Here is a 14,689-nt window from a genome sequence, read left to right on the forward strand (position 1 = left end):
ACATGTCAAGCGCGTTTTCGCCACGTTTGCAGCGCATCATGTTTAGCGACTGCGGTAAGCTGCTCGTCGTCCGGAGGTTTGCCGGGATGGCGATGGCGCGACTCTCCGGCGCAGCCGCCAGGACGCAGGCTCGGCCCAACTCCAGGCTGCATCCGCGCGATCAGCCCTTCGCCAACGTCACGCCGCAACTGACCCGGCCGTCAGCGATGAGGAAGCGTCCGGCAAGGCGAGCAACGACGGCCGGCCATCCCTCTCTCTCGACGCGCGCCTCGAACGTGCCTGCCGCCCATGCGATCGTGAGCTCGACGTCCTGGAAATCCAGGAAGCCGTGCGTGATCGGATACTGGCATTTGTAGTAGGCTTCCTTCGCGCTGAAGATCACGATCGGCAGCATCGGCTGCAACGCGTCCGGCTGCGCGCGAAGCCATCGCCGCTCGGCCGGCGTAAGCACCAGGTCGCGCATCGACGGATCGAGCTCGCGCAGGTCCTCGACATCCAGTCCGAGCGACGAGACATCCCTGCTTCGGGCTACGGCCACGGCGCAATGATCGGCACAATGTGAGATGCTTCCCACATAGCCCGGCGGCCACACCGGCGCGCGATCCGGCGCCGGGACGAGCGCCACCGGCGGAGCTCCGAGCGCGGCCAGCGCCCTGCGCGCCAGGACCCGCGCGGTCGCGAACTCGGCCCGCCGCTTGGCGACCGCGGCTTGAACATGAGCGCGCTCCTCGGCAAACAGTTCGTCGTCCGCCAGCGAGAGGCTGGAGGCCACGACGACGACCGGGCCTTCAAACAGATCTGCAAGCACCCTCGTCACCAACTCTGCACGCGCGTCTCTTTGCGGACCGGCCTCGACCGACCGCCACCGTATACGACACGGCGACGTCGAAGCGAATTCCAACGGTTCAACATGTTTCGCGATCTCGCGGCGCCACGCGCCCGAGCTTTGCATGGCGAGCGCACGCTGCCGCTCGGCGAGCCGCACCACCGACCACTGCGGATCGGCATCGACCAGCACCACCTTGCGCCCGGCGAGGTGCCAATGCACCCAGCTCGCCCCGGCAGCCCATGCTCGTATCAGGATCGGAACATAATGCGATGCAAGTCGATTCTGCCATAACTCGTCGGCTTGTCCAACGCGCCCCTGCCGCTGTCCCCGCCATGCTTCTCCGCGCCGCTGAAATGCGCGTCACCGGGCAGCTTTCGCTTGACGGCGGCGGGCTGCGACGGGACTTATCCAGTCCCTCCGTCTGCCGAAGAAGTGCGTTCCCATGACCGCCAATCCGCTCTCGATCCTCAAGACCGTGTTCGGCTATGACAGCTTTCGCGGGCGGCAGCGCGACATCGTCGAGCACGTGATCGCCGGACACAATGCCTTCGTGCTGATGCCGACCGGCGGCGGCAAGTCGCTGTGCTACCAGATCCCGGCTCTGGCGCGTCCCGGCCTCGGGCTGATCATCTCGCCGCTGATCGCGCTGATGGAGGACCAGGTCACCGCGCTCCGGCAGGCCGGCGTGAAGGCCGCGGCTCTGAACTCGCGGCTCTGGGGCGCCGAGAAGGACCTGCTGTGGCAGGACATCGAACGCGGCGAGCTCGACCTGCTCTACATGGCGCCCGAGACGCTGCTCAGGCCGGAGAACCTGGAGCGTCTCAAGGCCGCGCAACTGTCGCTGATCGCCATCGACGAGGCGCACTGCGTCTCGCAATGGGGCCATGATTTCCGGCCCGAATACCGCGCCCTCGACTGTCTCGCCGGGCTGTTCCCGACGATCCCGCGCATCGCGCTCACCGCCACCGCCGATGCGCCGACGCGGGCCGAGATCGTCGAGCATCTCTCGATCGGCGACGGCAACAGCTTCATCGCCGGCTTCGACCGGCCGAACATCCGCTACGGCGCGGCGGAGAAGACCAGCACGATGCAGCAGATGCTCGCCTTCCTGAAATCCCGCGAGGGCGAGAGCGGCATCGTCTATTGCCTGTCCAAGCGCAAGACCGAGGAGGTCGCCGCCTCGCTCAGCGACCACGGCTTTCCCGCGCTGCCCTATCATGCCGGCATGGAGATGAAGGCGCGGGAGAAGAACCAGCGTCGCTTCCAGCTTGAGCAGGGGCTGATCATGGTCGCCACCATCGCCTTCGGCATGGGCATCGACAAGCCCGACGTGCGCTTCGTGCTGCATGCCGATCTGCCGTCGAGCATCGAGGCCTACTATCAGGAGACCGGCCGCGCCGGCCGCGACGGCCTGCCATCGGAAACCCTGATGCTGTACGGCGCTGAGGACATCGCGCTGCGCCGCCGCTTCATCGATGAGTCGGACGCGCCCGATGCGCGCAAGCGCACCGAGCGCCGCAAGCTCGATGCGCTGCTCGGCTTCGCCGAGACCTGCCAATGCCGGCGCCAGGTGCTGCTGCGCTATTTCGGCGACGATTGCGCGCCGTGCGGCAATTGCGACATCTGCCTCGACCCGCCCGAGACCTTCGACGGCACCATCGCCGCGCAGAAGCTGCTGTCCTGCATCCACCGCACCGGCGAGCGCTTCGGCCAGGCCCACGTCGTCGCGGTGCTGCTCGGCGAGACGGACGAGCGCATCGAACGGCTCGGCCATGACAAGCTCTCCACCTTCGGCATCGGCAAGGAGCACGACCGCAACGCCTGGCGCTCCATCGTCCGCCAGCTCGTCGCGCATGGGCTGATCAGCGTCGACGTCGCCGGCCATGGCGGCCTGTCGATCTCGCCCGAGGGCCGCCAGTTCCTGCGCGACAAGCCGCAACTCAGCCTGCGCGTGCTGAAGAAGACCAGGCGCGACCGCAAGGCTCGGGAGCGGCAGACCACGACGACATTTCCTGACCTCGACCGCGACTTGTTCGAGAAGCTGCGCGTCCGGCGGATGGAGCTCGCCAAGGCCCAGAACGTGCCGCCCTACGTCATCTTCCACGACAAGACGCTGGCCGAAATGGCGGCCCGCCATCCGCGCTCCGTCGCGGAGCTTGCGAGCATCCCCGGCGCCGGCACGGTCAAGCTCGCGCGCTACGGCGAGGCATTCGTGGCGGTCATCAAAGCGCATGATGCGGGCGCCTGAGCCCGCCATCGTCCCGCAGCACCGCGACTCCTTCGCTCGACTATCAGACGGCACACATGGCCTCACACATGGGCTCGCGATCCCGGCCGGACGCTCGTGACGATCGCGAAACGTCGGCGAGCCGGATGCGCGGAAATGTGACGGTGATTTGCCCGAGTGCAATTGATTAGTTGACGACAAACCGGCTGCACGGGCAGTTCGTGCATGAGCGGCATGCACGGATTGCCCGTCGTGCAGCGAACATGCGCGCACACCCGTAGCATGCGTTCGCACCCGTTGTATTTTGTCGGATTCCCGACACCGACTTTTCTTGACCCTCGCGCGGCACGCTCTTAGTTTCCGTTCCCGCTTGAAACGGCAATCAACAAACTCATATGGGCGGACGCGATGGTTCGGGAATTCGAGTACAAGGGGGAAGTGTTTCGGGTGACGGCGCATGGCATCCATGGCCATGAGGAGATCTTCATCGTCCACATCGACGACGGCGTCGAGGGCGGCGAGACCTCGATCGACCGGATGACCGAGGAGAACGACACCAGCGCACCGCTGGAGGACATCATCGTCATGCTCTGCGACAAGCTGATTCCGGAAGCCGGCATCGTCTGCCGCGAGCCCGGCGGCGCGTTCGCCTGGCGCGAGGGCAAGGTCGTCTACCAGGTTCACGACGGCGTGCAGGAGCTCAGCCGCGGCTGATCGCAGGCGCCGCGCGTCGCGTGGGGATGCCGTGGTCAGATGCGCCGCTGCACCGACGCGGGTTGGAGATCCTGCTCGCAGCGGCAGGTCCTCTGCGCCCTCTTCTGCAGGATCTGCGAGACCATCCGCTCCGTCCCGGTCAGGCCGGTCAGGATCGTCGCGCCGACAGCCATGCCGGATCGCAATCCGGCGGGCATGGCCGCCTTCAGCAGGCTGATCTTCAGCGCAATCCGGCTTTCGCCGTCTGGCGAGCCGGACGCCGCGCCGATCAATTCGGCATCCGCGACATGCCCATAGAGCCGGACGGAGGGCAGACCGGGCACGTCGATCGTGACCGCCTGTCCGATCGCGACATAGGTGATCTCGGAGACCGCGAGGGCAGCGATGACGTGGGGCTCGCCCGGCGTGACCACCGCCATCAACGACCGATCTGCCGTCACGGCGTCCCCGACATGGAGACCGCTTGCGGCCACGACGCCGGCGACGGGAGCGATGACGTCGTTCAGCGCGACCGTCGCGGCGCGCTCGTCCCGGTGCTCGATCCGCGCCAGAACCTGTCCCGCAACAATCTCCTGATTGTCGGTCACGAGCAGGTCCCTGACCAGGCCGGACACCGCCGACCTGACCGGGACTTCGTTCATCCTGACATAGGCATCATCGGTGTGGACGAGATATTGGCCGACGGTCACGTACTCGACCATCCATGGCAGCGCGACGAGCATTCCGATCATCAGGCCGAGCCCGACGAGCGACCACAGCGCACGTCCCACGGACGCCCTGGGTCTGGCGCGCAGGTCCGCCGGGGGACGCTCCTCATGCAGAATCGTCAGCCGGGATCCGCCCGGCGCTTGCTGTCCGTCCACCGCTCGCTCCTCACGACCACGGCATCGGGCGCGTTGCCGCCTCGGCGGCGTCCTCGTGACGTGAGGGTCGCGCCCATCGAATGCTCGTGACGCCGATGTGGCGGCTCGCGGGCCGGTTGATAATGGCGCCTGGACCGAATTGGGTCTTCAATTTCTCGAAACAATGCCGGCGTCGACGACACCACGACACCGCCGCAACCTCGACACGAGACGGCGGTAACGCCGTTGACCGTCACGCAAGCTTTGCCCGCTCTTCAAACGACGGCCCCAAACAACTTTCCGATGCCTGCGGTGAGACCCAGGGCGAAGGCCCCCCAGAATGTCACGCGAAAGGTGGCGCGCGGAATGTTGGCCCCGCCTGCCTTTGCGCCGATCGCTCCCAGCACCGCGAGAAAGGCGAGAGAAGCCGCAGAGACGATCGGGACCAGCAAGTTGGCGGGCGACACGACGACCATCAGCAAGGGCATGGCGGCTCCGACCGAAAACATCATGGCCGAGGTCACGGCGGCCTGGATGGGCCGCGCTGCGGTGATCTCCGAGATCCCCAATTCGTCGCGCGCATGAGCCGTCAACGCGTCTTTCGTCATCAACTGCTCGGCCACCTGCCGCGCAAGGGATTGATCCACACCTCGCTTGACGTAGATATCGGCAAGCTCGTCGCGTTCAAATGCGGGGTTGTCGCTCAGCTCCTTGCGCTCCCGTGCAAGGTCGGCCTGCTCCGTATCCGACTGCGAACTGACGGAGACATATTCACCGGCGGCCATCGACATCGCTCCCGCGACCAATCCCGCGACACCCGCGATCAGGACGTCGTTTCGTGTCGCTGCTGCCGCAGCAACACCGACGATCAGGCTTGCAGTCGAAATGATGCCGTCATTGGCTCCGAGAACGGCCGCCCTGAGCCATCCGATCCGCGCCACCAGGTGGCTTTCAGGGTGGACGTGAAGACGGCTCATGTCTTTCTCCTGATCACGCCTTGCAGCCTCGTCGCGGCCGCCACGGTGTTGGAAATCGTTCCATACTTCCTGACATTCTGATGAAGCAGCTCGAGCCGGCGGTCATCTTCATCGGTGTCGACGATCAGGTCGTAATCGATCGACGCCATCATCGGCGGGCTGTCCTGACGGACGCCGATCAGCCGCACTTCGACGCCCCGAACATGGAACTTGAGCATCGGCGTCACGCGTTCGATTCCCTTGATCATGCAGGCGGCAACCGCGGCGAGAAGAAGCTCGGCCGGGTTGAATGCATCCCGCCGTCCCTTGACGTCGGTATCGAGCACCACGGTCGCATCCTTGCAGTCTGCGACGCTTTCATGCGCATCGATCCGTCGGGCGTTGACGCGATACTCCAGCATTGGCGAGTCTCCGGCCGTGTTTCCTGGGGGATTGGCAATCCGAACCATGAGCGCAGTGATCGATCGGATCGCGACCGTTCGGTCACGGCACCTGAAGCGAGGGCGCAATCCGTCATTCCCGACAGGCCGGTCGCCTCCCCTAGTCGTCCGAATGAGGCAGCATGCGCAGGAGCGTCCGATCCCGGAAGATCCAGTGATGGATCAGCGCGGCAGCCGCATGCATTGCGGCCACGATGACGAGGGCGTGGGCGAGAATTTCGTGCACTTCCTTGACGTTGTGAGCAAACGCGCGGTCCTTGGGCCAGGGCGACGCGATCTCGGCGATGCCAAACAGCGGCAAGGCATCACCGCGCGCAAACTGCAACACGATTCCAACGACAGGCACGGCAAGGAGCAGCGCATAGAGGGCGTAGTGCGCGAAACGCGCCGCCGGATCCTGCCACTTTCCCATCCATGTGGCGAAGTCGGTCGTCTCGGGCGGCGGAGATGGATCGGCCAGCCGCCAGGCCAGGCGCACGGCCAGAAGCGCGAGGATCGCGATCCCAGCCGTCACGTGGATGAACAGGCCGGATTCGCGCGGTGCGCCCTTGGGCAGCACGTCACCGAAGACACCAAGCGCCCAGGCGACGGCCACGAGCACGACCGTCAGCCAATGCAACGTCTGCGGAATTGCGCCGTAGGTTCGCGTCGAGTTGAAGAGCTGCATCTCGGAAACCCTCTCGGGTCAAAATATGGTCCTGCCGCGACCGTCCCTTGTTGATGTGGATCAATCCCTTGCGCTGGCTGCGCGCGGAGGCAAGACGCCCGGCGCGGCCCGGCTGGCAGACCGAGCCCAAATCGGCGCCGTCAGGCGGCGAAACCACCGGTGCCCCCCTTGCGCAACGGAGCGCCGGGCCGGATGCTCCGGGCACATCGTTCATCATGGGAATCGCTTCATGTCCGTCGACACCGCCGCCGCCACCGATCGTCTGATGCGTTTTCTGGCCGTCCCGGGCGTGACCGGACAGGAGAAGGCGATCGGACGCGAGATCATGGCGGCGCTGAAGCAGGCCGGCGTGCCGGCCAAGGCGATGCGGCTCGACGATGCCAATACGCGCATTCCGCTGCCGACCGAGACCGGCAACCTGATCGTCGAGCTGCCCGGCCGCGGCAGCCAGCACAATCAGCCGCGGATCATGTTCATGACCCATATGGACACGGTGCCACTGTGCGCCGGCGCGCAGCCGAAGATCTCCGGTCGCAAGATCGTCAACCAGGCCAAGACCGCGCTCGGCGGCGACAATCGCTGCGGGTGCGGCATTCTCGTCACGCTCGCGGCCGAGCTGATCCGGCAGAAGCTCGACCATCCGCCGATCACGCTGCTGTTCTGCGTGCGCGAGGAGAGCGGGCTCTACGGCGCGCGGCACGTCAACACCGACGACCTCGGCGCGCCCGAGATGGCGTTCAACTTCGACGGCAGCTCCGCCTCCGCCGTCACGATCGGCGCTGTCGGTGCCGACCGCTGGGAGGTCGAGATCTTCGGCCGCGCCTCGCATGCCGGCGTCGCGCCGGAACGCGGCATCAGCGCCACCATGATCCTGGCGCTCGCGCTCGCCGAGGTCAAAGCCGGCGGCTGGTTCGGCAAGGTGGTGAAGGGCAAGGGCAAGGACGCCAAGCAGGGCACCAGCAATGTCGGTCCGGTCACCGGCGGCGAAGGCCGCCCCGCGGGCGACGCCACCAACGTCGTCACCGACTACATCCATGTCCGCGGCGAATGCCGCAGCCACGATGCCAAGTTCATCCGCGAGATCACCAAGGCCTACAGGACCGCTTTCGAGACCGCCGCCAAGCGCGTCACCAACAGCGACGGCAAATCCGGCCGCGTCAAGTTCAAGGCCGAGACCGACTATCATCCGTTCCGGATGAAGGAGACCCTTCCCGTCGTCAAGCGCGCCACGGCCGCCGTCTCCGACATCGGCGCCACGCCGACGTTGCGCGCCGGCAATGGCGGCCTCGACGCCAACTGGATGGTCCGCCACGGCATCCCCACCGTGACCTTCGGCACCGGCCAGAACGAGCCGCACACGATTGACGAATGGATCAACCTGGACGAATATGATCAGGCGTGTGCGCTGGCGGTGCGGCTGGCGACGATGGGGTGAGACGACGCCGTCCGGACACGCAGGCGGAATGGCTGCAACCTCCCTGCTCCCGCGCAACGTCGCGATGACGGGCTCGCCTGCAAACGCGCATGTTCCGAACAGGTCGGACAGCGAGGCCATGACGTCGCGCTCCCGCGGCGGATTGCACCCGGGCTTTGCGTCCTTTGGTCCTCTTCTCCTCGAAGAAGAGGCGCAGGGAAGACCGGGTATCGGCTGATACCCGCGGTCCGCGTGCAGCAGAAAGCACGCGGCAGAACCACAGGTTCAGCCCAATATCCGGCCTTCCCTGCGCGACGGTTTGAACGGGTTATAGGCGCTCTCCCCGGGGATCGGCTGTCTTGCCCCCGTCGCCAGCGGATCATCATCACCGCCGGCTTGGCATCAGCACCGCGATGCCAGGACCACACCATTTCGCCGTCGCCTCGCTCCGTTCGTCGGCGCGGACTTTGACACCCGGCTGCGGAGCAACGCGCCCATCGCCTCCCCAGCTCGACGCTCGTGACGATCGCGAAACGTCCCTCTTCAGCGAGCCGGGATGCCCGGAAATGTGGAGGTGATTTGCCCGACGTAGCAAGTGATGAGTCCGCGACAAACTGGCTCGACGGGCAGTTGGCGCATGCGCGCATGCAGAGATTGCCCGTCGTGCAACTCGGGATGGCGTGAGCTCATCGGGTCATAGCGGCCAGCATCATCGACGCCCTTCAAACGTCTTCAGTTGTTGGAATGCACCGTCACGGTGATGAGTTGGCTCCGGGCTGCCGGGTCGGCAAAGCATGAGCCATTCCCCTCCTCCGCGTGCCCAGCGGCACCGGTCCGATCGCATGGAAGTTCGGGCGGGGCCGGAACTCCGAAGCGCAGCAGCGGTTCTAGTGTGGTGGACCTGACATTCGCTTTGGACTGTCGCCAGCTCCTCGAGCGAGGTCGGATCAAGAACCGCAATCGATCATCCGTTTGCCGGCCTTGTTCGGCTCTGACATTCGTCAACCGTTCTTAGCAGAGCCGGACACCGGAGACATCCGCCGATCACGGCGCACTTCACTGGAGGCCTGATATGTCGACCAAAACAGCTCTGCTCGGCCGCACGGCCGCAATTGCTTCATTGACTGTACTCGCGATCGGCGCCCTGGCCCCGACCAGTGCCGACGCGCGAAATGGGCGCTGGCACGGCGGCGGCGGCGCTGCGGTCGGCGCGGCGCTTGCGGCGGGTGCCATCGGCACCGGTCTTGCGATCGCCGCAAGCCGCGACGCCTATGATTACTATGATGGTCCGGTCTACGGCGGCCCGGCGTATTACGAGGCGCCCGCCTACTACGGAGTGAACCCCCACGCCTATGGCTATTACCGCAAAGGCGAATACCCCTATCAGATCTATGGTGGTGACAGCCCGAACGCGGTTTGCGCGCAAGGAACGACCTGGAATTGCCGCTGAGCCGCTTCTGATTGAAACCTCGGCGTGGCACCGGGCGAGGTCTCGCGGCGCTCGCCCGGCGCTGGACTCCCTTCTCTGCCCCCGTGACCAGTCCCGTAGCCCGCCATGAGCGCAGCGACATGCGGGACAGGTCTCTCCCCGGCGTCGCTTCCCCGAAGCCCGTTGAGCCTCGTCGCGTAGAGCCGGCGAAGTCAGTTTCGCGCGCTGTCACCCCCCGCAAACGGATCGCTCGAAGGGCGACATCCAGCGGCGCGAGCGACCGAAGCTGCCATCCGCTTCAGCGCGCGTCACCCACCAGGCGAAGATCGATCCTGCCGATCACGTCCGCGCGCAACCTCCCGGCAGCGGCCATTGCCGCCATGGTCTATCGCAGTGTGCTGACGTTCGATCCGAGCGACACGATGCCGCCCAGCACCGCGGCAATCGCCCCGAGGGCGACGACCGCATTGGATCCCAGCAGGCCCAGCACCGCGCCGAGCAGCAATCCTGCGCCGACATAGATCACGACCCTCGAGGCTAGGATGATCTTTCGACACCGCTCGGCCATCTCGGCAAGCGCCTCGATCCGGGAGATTTGATCGCTCGGGTCGTCCTCGTTCATCAGACCAGCTGTTCTCCATGGTGTTTGCTTTGAGCACTATTCCCTCTCCGCCAGCCAACGTACGGCCAATGACTGGACAATCCAAGAGATGGTTTGCAGCCGTGAGGCATCGACCTTGGTCAGCGAGATAGTCAAGTGCACTGTCAGCGCAATCCCGCAATCGCTGGCGCGAACGCACCGAGAGCAAGCTGGTCATCGTTCATCGAACAGACGACGAATATCGGCCATCGAACGAAACAACTTCATCGGATGGCCCAGCACGACTTAGTGCACTGTCACCCGCAATCTCGCCGCGCCGCATTTCTGCTACGGTCTACCCTGAGTCGAGCGGAGGACAAGCACATCATGGCTTTGACCATCATTTGCGTAAGCGGACCTGCTAACAGCCCGGCGATGTTCTCGGCATTTTTGAGATGCCTTACCGCGGATATTTGGCGACAGCGTACCGCTTCATATTCACCACAACGAGAACCGTTCGCTGCTGATGGCAACGCAGGCTGGCGAGCCAACCCATAGAGGTCAGAAAGAGCCAAATCGCAGCGAAGGCCCCGAACTCGCGCCGGATTGACTCAGATCAACACAAACGATCGACGTCGAGGGCATGCTGTACATTGTGACCCACCATAGAACTGCGCTCTGCTCGATAGAGACCCCTGCTCGCTGGAACGCCTACTGAGCCAGCCGACGCGCCGCGGATCAATCCCCGATTGGGAATGAAGATGAAGCACCTTTTCACGGCACTTTTTGCGGCTGCAATCGTCACCTTAGCTTCGGGCGTCTCGCAAGCCGATTCCGGAAAAACTTGGTACGTGAATCAGGCAAGTAAGAGTGCGGGGGACGGGCACGCCTGGAATGCCCCGTTCCAATCCCTGCAGGATGCACTATCAGCGGCCTCTAAGAACGACGAAATCTGGGTGGCGCGTGGCACGTATTATCCCGATGCGACCGATCAGACCAAGTCATTTGTCCTCAAGGAGGACATCGCCGTCTATGGGGGCTTCTCAGGCAACGAAACGGCGCGGCAGCAAAGGGATTTTCGAAGGAATGTAACCATACTCAGCGGCAATATCGGCAAGGGCGACAAGACGAAAAACACAAAGACCATTATTATGGGCGCTAACCGAGCCATTCTGGATGGCTTCACGGTCTCGGATTCTTACGGGACGGACAAGCCCCGCATGCATCTCGTGCCGGCCGACATTCTCAAGAACGACATGATCGTTGGCGGCGGCATGAGAAACTTCATGACCAGCCCCATTGTGCGCAACGTCGTCTTCAAGAACAACTACTCGCCCAAGGGCGGCGCCGTTTACAATGTGCACAAGGCGGGCGCGGACCAGGCCGCCTTCATCAATGTCGATTTCATCGACAATGTAGCCGAGCTGCGCGGCGGCGGCGTAAGCAACGATCTCGGCGCTATGCCGCGCTTCATCAACTGCCGCTTCATCGGCAACCGCAGCAACGACAAAGGCGGTGGCCTTTACAACGACTTTGCCGCGTCGCCGCTTGTCTTCAACACGCTGTTCACAGGCAACTCGGCCGTGAGCGCTGGCGGCGTCGGCAACGACGGCGGCTCGGCACCACTGCTCGTCAACGTGACAATCGTGGGCAACAAGGCCAGCAGCGCGTTGGGCCCGGACCTTTATCAGGGGACAGGTGCGAACAGCAATCCGATCCTCATCCGCAGCGTTGTCGGTAAGGTCTATAATTGGCATGAGGACATTGTGTCGGAGGTCGGCTCGCTCGCTCCTGCGGGAAGCACGCTGCCGCTGGCCGACTTCATCCCCATCAGCAACCTCAAGGGGGAGTTGGAACCCGTTGCCCTTAAATCCGCGCCCGCTTATGCGCGCGGTTACCAGCCCGGCTTAGACGGCGCGCTCCTGCTGAAGAACGGCTTGGTCGAGAAACTCGTCCAGATTTACGTGAAGAACAGCGGCGCGGTCGAATATCAGGGCGAGTACATCCGGCCAGCGGTCAGCGCCAAGGCCGTATCCGCGCCGGTCATCTATGTCGTCCCGGACAACCCGGCCAAGGCACAGGACGGACTTTCCTGGGCAACCGGGTTCTCCGACTTACAGGCGGCCATCGACCTCGCCTCGGCCTCGAAGGCGGCGGTTTGGATCAAGGCCGGCACGTACAGGCCTGCCAAGAAGGACGGCCGTATCGCGGCCTTCATTCTCTACGACGGCGTGAAGCTGTACGGCGGGTTTGCCGGCACTGAAACTGCCTTAGAGCAGCGTCGCGCCGCCGGCGCGCGGACAATTCTGAGCGCGAGGGCCGCCAAAGGCGGCTATCGATATGCGCACGTCCTCTATGGTGCCGATGACGCGCTGCTCGACGGATTGACGCTGCGTGACGGTCGCGCGGTCGGCCGGACTTACAACGGCAAGGGCGGCGGGTTGCTTGCCTATCATGCCGGCAAGAGATTTCTGCCGCGCGAGGCCGCGATCGGATTCAAGATGACGCTGCACAATTGCCGCTTCGAGCACAACGAAGCACTCGAAGGCGGAGCGATTTATGCCTACGGCAAGGCCAATCTCACGATCTCCGATACCGTCTTTGAAGGCAATCGGGCCGTCTATGGCGGCGCCAACGTCAACCGCGAGGGCGTCGTCGTCACATGTCAGAAGTGCTCGTTCACCGGCAATCGGGCATCGCAGGATGGCGGCGCAACCTACGAGGATTACGGCTCGCATGTGAGCTATGAGCAAGCCCGGTTTACGGCCAATAGCGCGCGCCATCAGGGCGGCGCCATCTATGAGATCAGCCGGGCCTCGCAATTGGAAGCGACAGTCGTCGGCGTCAGCAAGTCGGCATTCGTCAAGAACAAGGCGCGCGACGGCGCCAGCATCTATAATCTCGATGGTAGTACGCTGACGATCACGAACTCGACCTATCCGGCCAAGACGGTCTACAGCCGGACGCCATCCGAGAGCAAATAGAGGCGGCAACGCCGCGCCACTGAAGCCACTCACCCTGAGATGAAGCAAGACGACGACGGCGACTGCGATGGCGCGCAGACCGTCAATATCTGCTCGATACTCGCCAGTGCCCTTCTACGGCCATATCAACATCGATCGAAAAGCCGACACCACAGCGCTGGCTGAGCCTTCAGGCGGCGGCTATGTTTGGCCCATCGCCCAGACGTCATGGGGCCGGCCGCGGCCGGATGATGGGTGATGCAGGACTCGAACCCGCAAAGCCATGAGGGCGGATTTGCCGTCGGTCGGACGTCGTCGCCGTCGATGACGCGGATGATTTCAACGGAGTCAGCCGGACCTTCGTCCGTGTCGGGGACGGTTCGGTAAAGCAGCAGGTAAGGCGCCTCGACCAGCATACGCATGGACGGGCGGATCGGAACGGCGGGCGCCCATCCGCGGTTGCGATCTCAGCAGTTCGAATTTCGCTTCGATTCGGTCGAGATGACGCTCAGCGGCGGCTGGCTGATCGACCCCGATCAGCAGGTAGACGTCGAGCAGATCGGCCCAGGCCTGGTTGGACCAGACCAGCTCAATCGGCATTGTGGGAGGCTTGCTTCGCTCCCTTCAGCCGTCGCGGGCGTCCGTGCGCAGCTGCTTCATATCGACCTTGCCAGCAGATCCGCTGGCGATGCCTTCGTCCCAGGCCTGCCGCAGGTGCCTGACGTCCTCCCGGCACAGCTCACGCTTCAGCTGCCAGTCGCGCACCGCCTCGCGGACGATCTCGCTGGTGGTGGCATATTCGCCCGACTCGACCGATGTCTTGAGGGCTGAGACCTGCTCGCTCGTCAGCGCAACGCTGACTTTTTCGACAGATGCCATCGGATGCTCCAAGACCGGGGAGCATAAATTGCCACCATTTGCTACCGCAAGCCAACAGCTCCCGCCTCCGTGACCGGTCCGTAGCCCGCCACGAGCGTAGCGACATGCAGGGCCGGCCTCCCCCCGGGGCCGCTCCCGCCGACGACCGTTTGGCATCGGCGGGCGCTCGCCCTGGCTACGCGACGAGAACACGACGCGCATCACCCATGTGAGCGCGGCCAGGAGTATGCTCACTGCGCGTCCGGCGCGATCACGCCCTTGCTGAACAGGAAGCAACCGTAGAACCGGCGCTCGCCGGTCGCGATCACGCAATAGGCGGTCTTGGCTTTTTCATAGAACGCGTGCCGCTCGACGCCGACCAGCGGCCAGGACCTGCCTTCGGCGCGGTCGATCACAGCCTGAACCTCCTGCTGCACCGGCGGCACCACCTCGGGCTCGCCGACGACCTCCATCCTGACCGCGGCATCGTCGATGAAGGTGTCGAGCGGCAGCACCGACAGCACCGCCTGGACCGCGCGCGCCGCGCTGACATTGTCGATGCGCAGGAGCTCGCCGAACACCGTCTGCCGCGCGATCGCATCGGCCGGAAAATTGCTGTCGCAGATCACGAGACGGTCGCCATGCCCCATCGCCCTGACAGCATAGAGCACGTCGGCATTGAGCAGCGGATCGATCCCCTTGAGCATGGTTTACTCCCTGCATCTTCTTTTTCATTGCTATCGTAGGAT

At 64.4% G+C, this 14,689-nt stretch carries 13 protein-coding genes and 1 pseudogene; 5 read left to right on the forward strand and 9 right to left on the reverse strand.

Features of this window, described 5'->3' with window-relative positions; genetic code table 11:
* Positions 1-160: 160 nt before the first annotated feature.
* Complete coding sequence (locus QW881_RS13485; protein ID WP_315757850.1) at positions 161-1,018, reverse strand: 4'-phosphopantetheinyl transferase; 858 nt, start codon at positions 1,016-1,018, stop codon at positions 161-163.
* A gap of 253 nt (positions 1,019-1,271) precedes the next feature.
* Here QW881_RS13485 and recQ point away from each other — a divergent pair, with 253 nt between their 5' ends.
* Both recQ and QW881_RS13495 read left to right on the forward strand, forming a co-directional pair.
* On the forward strand, positions 1,272-3,077 hold the full coding sequence (gene recQ / locus QW881_RS13490) for a DNA helicase RecQ (protein WP_315757851.1): 1,806 nt from the start codon (positions 1,272-1,274) through the stop codon (positions 3,075-3,077).
* Positions 3,078-3,464: 387 nt separating this feature from the next.
* Positions 3,465-3,770 (forward strand): hypothetical protein, encoded by a 306-nt coding sequence (locus QW881_RS13495; protein WP_315757852.1) that lies wholly within the window; start codon positions 3,465-3,467, stop codon positions 3,768-3,770.
* A gap of 35 nt (positions 3,771-3,805) precedes the next feature.
* Here the strand turns inward: QW881_RS13495 and QW881_RS13500 are convergent, their stop codons facing one another.
* The 4 genes from QW881_RS13500 to QW881_RS13515 form a co-directional block, all read right to left on the reverse strand.
* Positions 3,806-4,633, reverse strand: a complete 828-nt coding sequence (locus QW881_RS13500; protein WP_315757853.1) for an HlyD family efflux transporter periplasmic adaptor subunit — start codon at positions 4,631-4,633, stop codon at positions 3,806-3,808.
* A gap of 254 nt (positions 4,634-4,887) precedes the next feature.
* A complete protein-coding gene (locus tag QW881_RS13505; RefSeq protein WP_315757854.1) occupies positions 4,888-5,589 on the reverse strand; it encodes a VIT family protein in 702 nt (233 codons plus the stop codon).
* On the reverse strand, positions 5,586-5,990 hold the full coding sequence (locus tag QW881_RS13510) for an OsmC family protein (protein WP_315757962.1): 405 nt from the start codon (positions 5,988-5,990) through the stop codon (positions 5,586-5,588). Before QW881_RS13510 ends, QW881_RS13505 begins: the two co-directional genes overlap by 4 nt.
* 139 nt (positions 5,991-6,129) lie before the next feature.
* Positions 6,130-6,696, reverse strand: a complete 567-nt coding sequence (locus QW881_RS13515; protein WP_315757855.1) for a cytochrome b — start codon at positions 6,694-6,696, stop codon at positions 6,130-6,132.
* Positions 6,697-6,925: 229 nt separating this feature from the next.
* Here QW881_RS13515 and QW881_RS13520 point away from each other — a divergent pair, with 229 nt between their 5' ends.
* Together QW881_RS13520 and QW881_RS13525 are read left to right on the forward strand one after the other, a co-directional pair.
* Positions 6,926-8,131, forward strand: a complete 1,206-nt coding sequence (locus QW881_RS13520) for a M20/M25/M40 family metallo-hydrolase (RefSeq protein ID WP_315757856.1) — start codon at positions 6,926-6,928, stop codon at positions 8,129-8,131.
* A 1,051-nt stretch (positions 8,132-9,182) separates the two neighbouring features.
* Positions 9,183-9,560: a hypothetical protein gene (locus tag QW881_RS13525; protein WP_315739270.1), complete on the forward strand. Its 378-nt coding sequence runs from the start codon at positions 9,183-9,185 to the stop codon at positions 9,558-9,560.
* 277 nt (positions 9,561-9,837) lie between these two features.
* Here QW881_RS13525 and QW881_RS13530 read toward each other — a convergent pair.
* Positions 9,838-10,161: pseudogene (locus QW881_RS13530) on the reverse strand (hypothetical protein).
* A gap of 713 nt (positions 10,162-10,874) precedes the next feature.
* On the opposite strand from QW881_RS13530, the gene QW881_RS13535 reads away from it, so the two are divergent.
* Complete coding sequence (locus QW881_RS13535; protein ID WP_315757857.1) at positions 10,875-13,103, forward strand: right-handed parallel beta-helix repeat-containing protein; 2,229 nt, start codon at positions 10,875-10,877, stop codon at positions 13,101-13,103.
* 327 nt (positions 13,104-13,430) lie between these two features.
* Here the strand turns inward: QW881_RS13535 and QW881_RS13540 are convergent, their stop codons facing one another.
* The 3 genes from QW881_RS13540 to QW881_RS13550 all read right to left on the reverse strand — a co-directional run bounded on the left by QW881_RS13540 (position 13,431) and on the right by QW881_RS13550 (position 14,647).
* Positions 13,431-13,682 carry a type II toxin-antitoxin system RelE/ParE family toxin gene (locus QW881_RS13540; protein ID WP_315757858.1) on the reverse strand — a complete coding sequence of 84 codons (252 nt, stop codon included), beginning with the start codon at positions 13,680-13,682 and terminating at the stop codon, positions 13,431-13,433.
* Positions 13,683-13,706: 24 nt separating this feature from the next.
* Entirely contained in the window at positions 13,707-13,961 is a 255-nt protein-coding gene (locus QW881_RS13545; protein WP_315757859.1) for a type II toxin-antitoxin system ParD family antitoxin, read from the reverse strand.
* 230 nt (positions 13,962-14,191) lie between these two features.
* The gene (locus QW881_RS13550; RefSeq protein ID WP_315757860.1) at positions 14,192-14,647 is read right to left on the reverse strand and encodes an RbsD/FucU family protein; all 456 of its coding nucleotides are present in this window, start codon (positions 14,645-14,647) and stop codon (positions 14,192-14,194) included.
* Positions 14,648-14,689 lie beyond the last annotated feature (42 nt).

Origin of the sequence: Bradyrhizobium sp. SZCCHNS3016, assembly GCF_032484535.1 — a bacterium.
Lineage (GTDB): Bacteria > Pseudomonadota > Alphaproteobacteria > Rhizobiales > Xanthobacteraceae > Bradyrhizobium.

Coding starts and splice junctions, on each gene's coding strand:
- recQ (WP_315757851.1), top strand. CDS start 1,272: ATGACCGCCAATCCGCTCTCGATCCTCAAGACCGTGTTCGGCTATGAC.
- QW881_RS13495 (WP_315757852.1), top strand. CDS start 3,465: ATGGTTCGGGAATTCGAGTACAAGGGGGAAGTGTTTCGGGTGACGGCG.
- QW881_RS13505 (WP_315757854.1), bottom strand. CDS start 5,589: ATGAGCCGTCTTCACGTCCACCCTGAAAGCCACCTGGTGGCGCGGATC.
- QW881_RS13510 (WP_315757962.1), bottom strand. CDS start 5,990: ATGCTGGAGTATCGCGTCAACGCCCGACGGATCGATGCGCATGAAAGC.
- QW881_RS13515 (WP_315757855.1), bottom strand. CDS start 6,696: ATGCAGCTCTTCAACTCGACGCGAACCTACGGCGCAATTCCGCAGACG.
- QW881_RS13520 (WP_315757856.1), top strand. CDS start 6,926: ATGTCCGTCGACACCGCCGCCGCCACCGATCGTCTGATGCGTTTTCTG.
- QW881_RS13525 (WP_315739270.1), top strand. CDS start 9,183: ATGTCGACCAAAACAGCTCTGCTCGGCCGCACGGCCGCAATTGCTTCA.
- QW881_RS13535 (WP_315757857.1), top strand. CDS start 10,875: ATGAAGATGAAGCACCTTTTCACGGCACTTTTTGCGGCTGCAATCGTC.
- QW881_RS13540 (WP_315757858.1), bottom strand. CDS start 13,682: ATGCCGATTGAGCTGGTCTGGTCCAACCAGGCCTGGGCCGATCTGCTC.
- QW881_RS13545 (WP_315757859.1), bottom strand. CDS start 13,961: ATGGCATCTGTCGAAAAAGTCAGCGTTGCGCTGACGAGCGAGCAGGTC.
- QW881_RS13550 (WP_315757860.1), bottom strand. CDS start 14,647: ATGCTCAAGGGGATCGATCCGCTGCTCAATGCCGACGTGCTCTATGCT.